The 12,373-nt window shown below is 34.1% G+C and carries 6 protein-coding genes; all 6 read left to right on the plus strand.

What is annotated here, in order from left to right; all coding sequences use genetic code 11:
• Positions 1–3: 3 nt before the first annotated feature.
• The 6 genes from BM361_RS09500 to BM361_RS09525 all read left to right on the plus strand — a co-directional run bounded on the left by BM361_RS09500 (position 4) and on the right by BM361_RS09525 (position 12,315).
• On the plus strand, positions 4–1,722 hold the full coding sequence (locus tag BM361_RS09500) for a glycoside hydrolase family 172 protein (RefSeq protein ID WP_074978470.1): 1,719 nt from the start codon (positions 4–6) through the stop codon (positions 1,720–1,722).
• 38 nt (positions 1,723–1,760) lie between these two features.
• Complete coding sequence (locus BM361_RS09505; protein ID WP_074978472.1) at positions 1,761–3,827, plus strand: glycoside hydrolase family protein; 2,067 nt, start codon at positions 1,761–1,763, stop codon at positions 3,825–3,827.
• Positions 3,828–4,285: 458 nt separating this feature from the next.
• Positions 4,286–6,385, plus strand: coding sequence for a glycoside hydrolase family 172 protein (locus tag BM361_RS09510; RefSeq protein ID WP_074978473.1), 2,100 nt, complete (start codon positions 4,286–4,288; stop codon positions 6,383–6,385).
• Positions 6,386–6,692: 307 nt separating this feature from the next.
• A complete protein-coding gene (locus BM361_RS09515; protein WP_254785786.1) occupies positions 6,693–8,729 on the plus strand; it encodes an alpha-L-fucosidase in 2,037 nt (678 codons plus the stop codon).
• A 4-nt stretch (positions 8,730–8,733) separates the two neighbouring features.
• Positions 8,734–10,227 (plus strand): alpha-L-fucosidase, encoded by a 1,494-nt coding sequence (locus BM361_RS09520; protein WP_083425910.1) that lies wholly within the window; start codon positions 8,734–8,736, stop codon positions 10,225–10,227.
• Positions 10,228–10,248: 21 nt separating this feature from the next.
• Complete coding sequence (locus BM361_RS09525) at positions 10,249–12,315, plus strand: alpha-amylase family protein (RefSeq protein WP_074978477.1); 2,067 nt, start codon at positions 10,249–10,251, stop codon at positions 12,313–12,315.
• The last annotated feature ends 58 nt before the right edge of the window (positions 12,316–12,373 follow it).

The raw sequence follows: 12,373 nt of genomic DNA on the forward strand, positions 1-12,373 counted from the left end.
AAAATGAATAACTTAAAAGAAATTGTACTAATAATATGTTTTTTATGCCTTGTTTCGGGTATTCAAGCACAACAGGTCTATGATGTTACTTTAAAATCACTTTTAAAAGAAATGACCAGTAGGGAAAGTATAACTCGTTTTCCTGAGTATAAGTTTTTCACAAGACACGTAAGTAGTTATGATCGTTCAAGCACATCGCCCTTAAAAAAGAATTGGTTTCATAACTGGGATATGAATCAATGGGAAGGTGTGGAGGAAACTAAAAATGGTAAAGAGTATGTTTTAATGAATGTAGAGGCACCGGGAGCTATTACACATTTTTGGATGACAGGAGCAGGGAAGAACAGAGGTCAAGGTATTTTGCGAATTTATATTGATGGTAACAAAGAACCTGTAATTAGTCAGACCATACGTAGTTTTATAGGTGAAAATAAAGAGGTGGGTTATCCACTTAGCTGTTCAGTTTCTCCATTAACTGTACCTGATGAAAGAGGACATAACTTGTATATACCAATTCCATATGCAAGATCTTGTAAGGTAACCTATCAATCTGAATCGATTATTGATGGTAACCCATGGGAGACAAAAAGTGAAATTTTATATTATAATATAGATTATAGGGAGTATGATCCTGAGACAAAAATTAAAAGCTTTACTAAAAAGTCAATTAAGTTAAACAGGGAGCTTATTCAAGCCACTAATCAAATGTTGTTGGAAGGAGGTTTTCGCCAAGAAAATAAGGTAAATGAATTAGATAAATTTAAGGTTACTCTTGTTCCGGGACAAGAATTAATTGTTTCTAATAAAAATATAGGTTCCGCTATTCATGAAATCAACATGCGCGTTTTAGAGAATAACCCAACACAATCATTACGGTCTCTCATTATAAAATGTACTTTCGATAATAAACAAACTATTTGGGTGCCCATTGGAGATTTTTTCGGAGCTGGTTATCGGATAGATGGACATGAAACACGTTATAATAAGGTTAATTCTAATGGAACACTCACTTCAAAATGGTTAATGCCATTTAACAGATCATGTAAAATAGCATTAGAAAATGTCGGTGAAAAGACCTTGGAGGTTGAAGGTTCTGTTCACTATAGTCCTTATGCATGGGATGAACAATCTATGTATTTTCATGCTTCTTGGCATCAATATACCAACCTAGAAACAGGAGCTCCTAAAAATATGTTAGGAGGAGATGGAATTAGAGATTTAAATTTTGTAACCTTAAAGGGGAAAGGTGTATATGTAGGGGATGTTTTGACCCTTTTCAATGCCAATTTACCACCGGGTAAAGAAAAATGGACTAAAGAGGATGGAACTTTTACTTATTGTTGGTGGGGTGAAGGAGATGAAAAGATTTATATAGACGGGGAGGTGTTTCCATCGCACTTTGGTACCGGAACAGAAGACTATTATAATTACGCTTGGTGCAAGCCAGAAAAATTTTCACACCCATTTATAGCCCAGCCTTCAGGTGAAGGAAACTTAACACCTGGTTATACAGTTAATATGCGAGTTAGAGCTTTAGATATATTGCCTTTCAATGAAAGCTTAAAGTTTGATATGGAGCTTTGGCATTGGAATAAAGCTATAATGAATTATGCTCCCACAACTTTTTATTATATGAGGCCTGGAGGTAAATCTAATATTGAACCAGATTACATTGGTGTAAAAGAACCTGTCCTGTTGGATTTTGAAAAGATTAAATATTGATAATTGAGTTGAAGAATTTAATGAGTAAATCTTGTGAAATGAAAAATAGTAAATTATTAGTCTTATCTGTTTGTTCAATATTTCTATTCTCATGTTCAATGGAGAATAAGGACTCCAAAAAGTTGTTCAACCAATTCATAAAAGAAATAGAGATTGGTCAACTAGGTTCTGCGCATGTAAAGCATAATATAAAAAAAATATCAGAAGGCCTTTTTAAAGTAAATGTTGGAGTTGAATTGTCAGAGGATATTGAACAAAAGGGATGGGCTGTTAAGGTTCACCCAAACTTTAAAGGGACATTTCATTGGGCTCCACATTTGACACCAACAGAGCAACATATAATATCGGATCATGTATTTAGGGCACCCGCTTTGATCCATTCTTCTTCTGAAAAATTAATTACCATAATACCAGACTTAAATGTTAGGGCTGAAAGTGATTATCGGTGGTATATGGATTTGGATGCTGAACAAAATTGTTTGATTATAGGAATCAGTGACTATTTTGTAGATGATCATGTTTTGTTTAAAAAAAGTGATCTTACAACATTCAGGGAAGGTAAAATGGAACTATCGTTTTATATTATGCTTGATAAGGATAAAGATGCAGTTGAAAACCCCTGGAGGAGACCATTGGCCTTTATGTGGAAAAAATATGGTGAAATTTTGGCAGATAAAGGAGAACCTCTTAATGCGCCAATTAAGCCATACATCGATCATACTTATAACTGGGCTTTCAATACATGGAAAGATGCAGTTTGGCAGGAGTTTAAATTGAATGGTAAAAAGGTTGGTGCACCAGCCTTTATCGTCAATATAACGCAAAGTCCTAACTATCCTGATCTGGTGGACGAAAGGGAAATGAGATCTATTTGGAATCAGGGTTGGTTTAATTCTTTGCGCTCAGCTCAAGGATTATTTAGATATGGAAGGAAAATACAAAATGAAGATCTCATAGAAAAAGCTAAAATGACTAAAGAATTGGCTCTTTCTTTTCCTCAAAATGAAGGTTTCTTCCCAGCAGTTATAGCTACGGAAATGGAACAAGTAGAAATAGCGGGAAGAAAGTATAATCGTTCAAAAGGATGGGATACATATTATTTTGGAAACTCAAATCGAAACCCTTATTCCGATGAATTGAAGGATTCTCCTTTACATATTCTTGATATGAGTTGTACATCAACTTTTATGTTGAGTTGGTATGAGGAGCTGGAGAGGGATGAAAGGTTATTGCACTACGCGATAAATTATGCGGATAACTTATTAAAACTTCAAGATACTCAAGGTTTTTTTCCAGGATGGCTTGATAATAAAACCTTAAAGCCCTTACCAATATTGGCAAAATCACCAGAAACTGCCAAGTCAATTACCTTCTTACTAAAATTATTCAATTTAACGGGTGAAAACAGGTATAAGAATGCAGCCTTAAATGCAATGAAGGCATTAAATGATAAAATTATACCTGAAGGGAGATGGGAAGATTTTGAGACTTACTGGTCCTGTAGTCGATGGGGCAGCAAAGAATATGTTGGAAAGAAAATTAAGAGAAACAATATGTTTAAGCAAAATAGCTTATCGATATATTGGACAGCCGAAGCATTATTAAGCTGTTACGAGATTACCAAGGAAGAAAAATACTTGTTGCTTGGACAACGAACATTGGATGAATTGTTAATGAATCAAGCAGTTTGGCAACCCCCATATATGTACGTGAATGTTTTTGGTGGATTTGGTGTAATGAATGCTGATGGCGAATGGAATGATTCCCGACAGGCTCTATTTTCAGAATTAATTATTAAGTATGGTAAAATACTTAACAATGAGGAGTATATTCAAAGGGGGATTGCTTCATTAAAGGCTTCATTTAGTATGATGTATTGCGCTGAGAATCTTAAAGCTAAAAAGCAATGGGAAGCAGTTTACCCATATTTTGATGAAAAAGATTACGGGTTTATGATGGAGAATTATGGGCATGGAGGCTATGCAAATAAAGTAGGTGGAGGTATAGGAAGTTTTACCATTTATGACTGGGGAAATGGAGCAGCATCCGAGGCTTATAACAGAATTGTAGATCACGATGGGGAAGAATTTTTTAATGTTAAATGAGAAGGAAGAAGCTTCCCTTTTGTTTTGGGATGTTTAAGCATAGAATAACCCAAAACATTCAAGTCGTTTGAATAGCGGCTGATTTGATGGGGTAAAAATAAAATGAATTTGATCCGTTTAAATGGCTCAAAAGGAATAGGAAGTTTATAAAAACCATGTTTAAATGCACATCTTTAGGTTTTTGAAAATTGGCATTTAGTATAAAAATAGCCATCAATCAGATATAAGATCATTATGAAAGTATTTAAGAATATAGGTTAATAATAAATGATCTTGTCCTTGAAATTGTTAAATAAATCTGATTGTAATAACATTAGTGTAATTTGAATCTTGGTGATTAGCGCTTTAATCACTTAGTTACTTTGGTTTAATTTTAGTTCGAGTGTAGTATTAGCCTTAAAAAAGGATTATTTCTGTTTTAGTTAAATGTATAATTAATAATAAATTAATAATAAATTATGTTGTTTAAAGCTAAATATCTTTTAGTTATTGTAGTTGTTGTGAGTCAAGTGATCTCAAGCTGCTCTAAAAAAACTCCCGCGGTAAATTTAAATTCTTTATTAGAAGAAATGACCGATAAAGCAGCAATAACTCGTTTTCCTGATCCTTATTATATAACCAAACAATTTAGCAGTTATGATAGAAGGAGTGACTTGAATTCTAAAAATGACTATGAGTGGTTTGCTAATGATGATTCGTCTAATTTTATCCGTACGGATACTGTAGGTAGTAGAATTGAGCATGTGATGTTTGATGCCAAAGGACCCGGAGCGGTTGTTCGATTATGGATGACAGCAGGTGGGGCAAATCCTGGAGAAGGAATTTTAAGAATGTATATTGATGGGGATTCTGTGCCGTTAGTGGAGGGTAAGCCATTTGAAATGATAAATGAATACAGTTTAGCTGAATACCCTCTAAGTGCTTCGTTATCTATAAATGCTCCTGCCAACCGAAGGGGGTATAATTTGTATTTACCCTTTCCATATAAAACTTCTTGTAAAATAACTTATGAAAGTCAAGGCATTAAAAATGTAGATCCAAATAAATCAGAAATGTTCTATTACAATATAAACTATCGCACCTATATGGACGAGGTAGTGGTTGAGAGTGTTTCTAATAAAATACTTGATTCTTTAAAGGGAATAATTTCAGATTCCAATGAGAGATTAAATTTGAATAATAACCATAATGAAATTAAGGATGTCAAAAGTTATAATATTCAACTTAATCAAGGTGAAAGTAAGATTGAAGAAGTTGATGGTACAGGACAAGCTATTTCAAAGATTAAAATTAAATTAAAAGCTGATGATGTTCAACAGGCTCTTCGATCAACGGTATTGAAGATTGAATTTGACGGTGAAAAGACCGTATATACTCCAATTGGTGACTTTTTTGGAACCGGATATGAATTAAATTCTTTCAAAACCTGGTATACAGAAGTTTCAAATGATAGTACAATGTCAATAAGTTATTTAATGCCCTTCAAACAGCATATGAAGATCTTCTTTGAAAACCAAGGCAAACAGTTTGTTACATTGAATGCTGAGGTTGCATTATCTTCTTATAATTGGGATGACAATAGTATGTATTTTGGAGCCTCATGGCATCAATATAGTAGTTTGTCAACTGGAGAAAACAAAGAGCGTAATGGAAAAGGAGGTAATTTAGACGTGAACTTTGTTAGCCTGAAAGGTAAAGGAGTCTTTGTTGGCGATGCATTATCTATATACAATTCTGCACTTCCAGGTCATTGGAAAGCTTGGTGGGGAGAGGGTGATGAAAAGATTTATATAGATGGAGAGTCGTTTCCATCTCATTTTGGAACAGGAACAGAGGACTATTATGGGTATGCATGGTGTAGACCGGAAACATATAGTCATCCATTTATTGCACAACCCATTGGAAAGGCCAATATGAATACTGGGTTAACTATTAATAGTAGATACAGGTCTTTAGATGCTATTCCTTTTAAGGAGTCCCTCCATTTTGACATGGAGCTTTGGCATTGGGTAAAGACAAAAGTTGATTATGCTCCTGTTACTTATTATTATATGTTCCCAGGAGGGAAGAGTAATTTCGCTGATCAATTACAAGGAATTGACGAAAAGGTTGCCAGAAAAAGAAAGGATGTTATAGTAGCAACTCCAGATCAGCATGGAGTATTGGAAGGAGAAGATTTAATTTTGGATGAATTACAAGAAGATCAAGTAATTGGAGAATATGGCGATGAACTATCTGGTGGGCTTCAACTTCTTTGGACTAAAGCGGATAAAGGAAAGGTTTTGAGAACGGGATTTGTAATGGAAAAGCAAGGGGATTATAACATCAAAATAGCTTTGGGATACCTAAGAGATGATTGTCAAATAAATCTTTCCGTGAATGATATTGAGGTTTTGAATAATGTCAAAATTAAAAATGATAGCGAAGTAAAGCTTCTAGAGCTTAATGGTATTGCATTAAAAAAAGGAAATAATAGTCTAAAAATTGAAGTGGTTAATAATACAAATACTCGATTTGGAATTGATTTTTTAGAGTTTCAGGAAATTATCATTGAGTGAAGCATGCAAACTTAATGGTGTAATGATAAAAAGCATTTCTTTTTATGCAATGAGATGATGGATTACCTGTTAAATGACTAAAAATTCAAGCAATGTGTCTTTCCGTATTTAATATTTAAACTAACATATGTTAAATAAATTAAAGAAATAGGAAAAAACATTTTTTTTGTCTTTTTTAGCTAATTCGATTTAGCAACAAGATTTTATACTAAAATTGAGGCTGTCTAATGAAGTATATTACTATAATATCAATTGAAATAAGATTATGAATTTAACAAAACACTTTATTTTTTTAACAGTTCTAATTATGGTCTCCTGCGAGGAAGTTCCACCTCCAGAGGCTTATGGTCCAACCCCTACAACAAGACAGTTAGAGTGGCAAGAAATGGAATATTATGCTTTTATTCATTTTAGCATAAATACATTCACAGATATTGAGTGGGGTTACGGAGATAAAGATCCCAAACTTTTTAATCCAACGGAGTTAGATACTAAGCAATGGGCTAAAGTGATAAAAGAGGCAGGAATGAAAGGTATAATCTTAACCGCCAAGCATCATGATGGATTTTGTTTATGGCCTTCGAAATATACGGACTATTCGGTTAAAAATTCGCCGTGGAGAGATGGAAAAGGAGATTTACTAAAAGAGTTGTCAGAAGCATGTAAGGAGTATGGGTTAAAGTTTGGAGTATATTTATCCCCTTGGGATCGTAATCATCCACAATATGGAAAGCCAGAGTATATAACTTATTTCAGAAATCAACTTAAGGAGTTATTGACAAATTATGGAGAGGTCTTTGAAGTTTGGTTTGATGGAGCAAATGGAGGGTCAGGTTATTACGGAGGAGCCAATGAAACGAGAAGTGTAGATAGGAAGACTTATTATGATTGGGAAAATACTTATAAGATTGTTCGTGAACTTCAACCTAATGCTATGCTTTTTAGTGATGCAGGTCCCGATACCCGCTGGTGTGGTACAGAGGAAGGATGGGTAGGAGAAACCAATTGGAGTACCTTGAATAGAGATGAGGTTTGGCCCGGATTTCCTGATTATCATGAATTAAGATATGGCCATGAAGATGGAACTCACTGGGTGCCTGCAGAGGTAGATGTATCTGTTCGTCCAGGCTGGTTTTATCATAGATCTGAAGATCACAAGGTAAAGACATTACCCGAAATGCTAGATATTTATTATAATTCTGTAGGTAGAAACGCAACTTTGCTTTTAAATTTTCCTGTGGATAAACGTGGTCTTATTCATGAAACAGATGTGAATGTTGTAACAGAGTTAGCAGAATCACTGAAAGAAGATTTTAAAAATAATCTTGCCAAAAAAGCAAAAATTCAGGCTACCCAGATTCGAGGGGGATCAAGTCTATATAATCCGGAAAAATTAATTGACGGTCATAAAGATACCTATTGGACAACGGATGATAATGTAACTAAGGCTTCTGTAACCCTTAGTTATGATAAGTCTGTTGAGTTTAATAGACTTCTGGTTCAAGAGCATATTGAATTAGGACAAAGAGTTCAAGAATTTAGTATTGAAGCGTATGTTGATAGTAGCTGGAAAAAATTGGGAGATTATACAACAATTGGGTATAAACGAATTTTACGTTTACCAACTGTTAAGGCTAGTCAAATAAGAATAAGTATTAATAAGTCCAAGGCATGTCCTGTGTTATCAAACCTTGAATTATATAAAGCTCCAAAAGTCTACACAAAACCTATTATAAAAAGAGATAAGCAAGGCATGGTAAGAATAGAAAATGCTGATAATGAATTGGATATATTCTATACTCTTGATGGAAATGAACCAGATAAAGGTTCACTAAAATACAATGGACCCTTTACCATAGAAAATAAAGCTATAATTAAAGCTGTATCTATAGACCCAATTACAAGTAAGCGAAGTCCTGTAGCAAGTAGATCTTTTGATATTGCTAGGAAAAAATGGAATATTCTCGAGATTGAAGATGAAAATGCTTTAAAAGTAATGGATGGGGAAGAGAATACTTCATGGGGACAATCAGCTAATAAATTACCAATAGATTTAAAAATAGATTTAGGTGAAAATCAAAAAATCAGAGGGTTTAAGTACCTCCCAGATCAAAATCGTTGGTCGTCAGGAATTATTATTGATTATAAATTCTACACTTCTAATGATGGAGAAAATTGGGAGTTACAAAGTGTAGGAGAATTTTCTAATATAAAAAACAGTCCTATATGGCAAACCAAAACTTTTGAAGCGGTTAATGCACGTTATATAAAGTTAAGTGCACTAAGAAATACCGATGGAAATTTTAAAGCTGGATATGCAGAAATAAATATAATAACCGAATAACCTCATGAAAAGAATTAATTTTTTACTATTAGCGATTACCGTCTTTTTATTTTGTAATATAAAATGTGGATATAGTCAGTCTCAGAAAATAGAACCAAACTGGAATTCAATTGATAGTAGGCCGGTACCGGGCTGGTTTGAAGATGCTAAATTCGGTATATTTATTCATTGGGGCCCTTATTCTGTTCCTGCTTGGAGTCCCAAGGGAACATACTCTGAATGGTATCAATATTGGTTAGAAAGTAAATCTTTATTTGGAAATGGTAATTTTACTGGTACAGAAGTATTTGACCATCACGTTAAAACTTATGGCCCTCATTTTAGCTATTATAATTTTGGGGATATGTTTAAAGCTAGAGATTTTGATGCAGAAAAATGGGCTAAATTATTTGAGGATGCAGGAGCTAAATATATGGTGATTACCTCTAAGCACCATGATGGTTTTACACTATGGCCAAGTAAAACCGCAAACAAAACATGGGGCTTTCCTTGGAATGCTATGGATATAGGGCCGAAAAGAGACCTTTTAAAGGAGTTAGAGGTTGCTGTGAAAAAGACAGATGTAAAGTTTGGGACCTATTATTCTTTATACGAATGGTTTAATCCACTATGGAAAGAGGATAAGGAAAAATTTGCCCTAGAACATACCCATCCTCAGTTTAAAGATTTAGTAGAAAATTATAAACCAGATTTAATATGGTCTGATGGAGATTGGGATATAAGTCCTGAAAAATGGCATTCTCAGGAGTTGTTAGCATGGCTATTTAATGAATCCGCCGTTGGAGATAAAGTTGTTGTGAATGATCGTTGGGGTGATGGAGTGAGATTTAATCATGGAGGGTACTATACTACAGAGTATCAATCTGAATTAGACGGTAGTAGACCATGGGAAGAGTGCCGTGGAATTGGCTTTTCTTTTGGTTATAATGCAAATGAAGACGCTTGGGATTATGCTTCCGAAAGAACCTTAATTTATCTTTTACTCAATGTAGTAAGCAATGGAGGGAACTTACTTTTGGATATAGGTCCGGATGCTAATGGTAATATACCTCCAATTATGCAGGATCGATTATTAGCAATTGGTGAATGGTTAAAAGTTAATGGTGAGGCTATTTACGGTACCAGAAAATGGGATCGAGCTTGTCAGTGGTCCAAAAAAGGAAAGAAAAATTGGAAACCGGAAGATGCTCATTATTTACCGGCAGATTATATTTTAAAACAAACCATTGATCCTGAACCGGGATATGCAGTAAGAGAAATATTTTTCACTAAAAAAGGATCTGATGTTTATGCCATAGTTCCTAAATGGCAAAAAGATTCATTAATAATAAGAGATATGAAAGTTTCAGAAAATACTGAAATTACGCTTTTAGGAACCTCTATTAAAATTGATTATCAACAAAAAGGTAAAAATGTGATTTTAGAGGTGCCGAACTTAAGTCCTGATGAATTGCCATGTAAATATGCTTACGTTTTTAAAATTTCCAGTTTAAGATAAGAATAATTAATTTCAAAAATCATGAATAATATTAAAGAAAATATTGTTTTTTATTTAGTTCTCATTATTGGATTTATTGGATTTTCTCAAGGCAATGAAAAGGAATTCGATTCACGTGAAGGGTCTAGACAGGTACATCTTGATTTTCATACTTCTGAAAAATTACTTGATATTGGAAGTAGTTGGAATAAAAAAGATTGGCAAAGTACTTTGAAGGCTGGAAATGTTAATTCTATAAACATTTTTGCAAAAGGACACCATGGTTGGACTTACTACAATACAAAAATTGGTAAGCGTCATCCAAATTTAAATTTTGATTTATTTGGAGCGCAATTAGAAGCTTGTCATGAAATAGGGGTTACAGCGCAGGCTTATATAACTGTAGGCTGGAATGTGCTAGATGCTCGCGAACATCCAGAATGGGTTTCTACGGGAAAGGATGGAAAGAATAATTTTGCGAATTTGGAGGCTAAAAGTAGGCCAGGAGAACCCTTTCCTTGGGGGTGGCCTACGATGTACCCAGAAGGGCCTTATATGGAACATTTATTAAAGCATACAGAAGAAATAGCTAAGAATTATGATGTTGATGGTTTTTGGTTTGATATTATTCCTGTTGGAAGTATTAATTATAATGAATATAGTAAAAAAGACATGGAAGCTAATGGTATAGACTGGAATGATGAAGAGGAAGCCTGGAATTATCACTGTAAAAAAATGCATAGGTTTTTTCAAAAGACAAATGCTATAATAAAAAAATATAAGCCAAATGCAACTATTTATTACAACTGGACTACACCAATAAGTAATAAACGAATTGTGGATGAACAGTATCATCAATACAATACTAAGCAAGACTTAGAAGATTTGCCTACGACTTGGGCTGGTTATGATGTTTTTCCAGTTAGAGCTAAATATTATGCTAATACAGGTAAGCCTATTGTTGCAATGAGTGGCAAATTTCATTCCGCATGGGGCGAATTTGGAGGCTTTAAACATAAAGATGCTATTTTATATGAAGCAGCCAGTATGCTGTCATATGGTGCTATGGCTAATTTTGGGGATCAATTACATCCTACAGGTAAACTAGAAGAGGCAACTTATGACAATATTGGTTACGCTTATAAATATATTAAGAAGATTGAAGACTATAGTATGAATGCTAAACATTTAGCAAAGACTGCTATTTGGTTAAGTTTTACCGGACGTGATAATGACCTCACAAAAATGTTATTGGAGAAGCAGGTCAATTTTGTGGTGGCAAATAATTTAGAAGATTGGAGTGATTTGCAATTGATAATATTACATAGTGGGGTAAAATTAAATGAAGAAGAAACCAAAAGAATACAATCGTTTTTAGATAGTGGCGGAAAGTTGTTTGTAATGGAGAAAGGAGCTTTCGAAAATGGAAAATGGAAGTTTGATATTGGAGCCAATTATTTGGGTAAGGCAACTGCTGATGTAGATTATACTTTGGTTTCAGATATTTTATCTGAAGATTTAGTACAATCACCATTTTTAAATCGTATCCCTGCAGTAAAAGTCGAGCCCAAGCCAAGTACAAAAGTCTTAGCCGAAATTTATGAGCCATATTTTAATAGAACTGTAGAGCATTGGACATCTCACGATAACACCCCTTACAAGACAGAAGCAGCCACTCATCCAGCATTGATTAAGAACGGTAATATCGTTTGGACAGCACATCAATTGGAATACAATTATGGGAAAGAGGGATCAAGAGTACATAAACAACTTTTTTATAATGCATTAAAACTTTTATTAACAGATACCTATGTTGAGGTAAATATGCCAAGTTCTGGTCGAGTGAATCTATTACATCAACCGCAAAATGATCGATATATAGTTCACTTAACCTATGCAACTCCACATCAAAGAGGGAGAGCAAAAGTAATAGAGGACTTAGTAACATTATACCACATTCCTGTGCGAGTTAAGTTTGATAAAAGAATAAAAAAGGTATACACGGTAACTGACAAAGTGGAACTACCAGTAAAAAGGTTGGGTGACAGGTTGGAGGTAATTGTCCCAGAATTAACTTGTCATCAAGCGTTAGTGTTTGAATATGAATAAAAATTGATTTATTGCAATTTAAATAATAACGATTTAAAAGTCTATCATTTTTTACTTG

Source organism: Zhouia amylolytica (genome assembly GCF_900116365.1).
Classification (GTDB): domain Bacteria; phylum Bacteroidota; class Bacteroidia; order Flavobacteriales; family Flavobacteriaceae; genus Zhouia; species Zhouia amylolytica.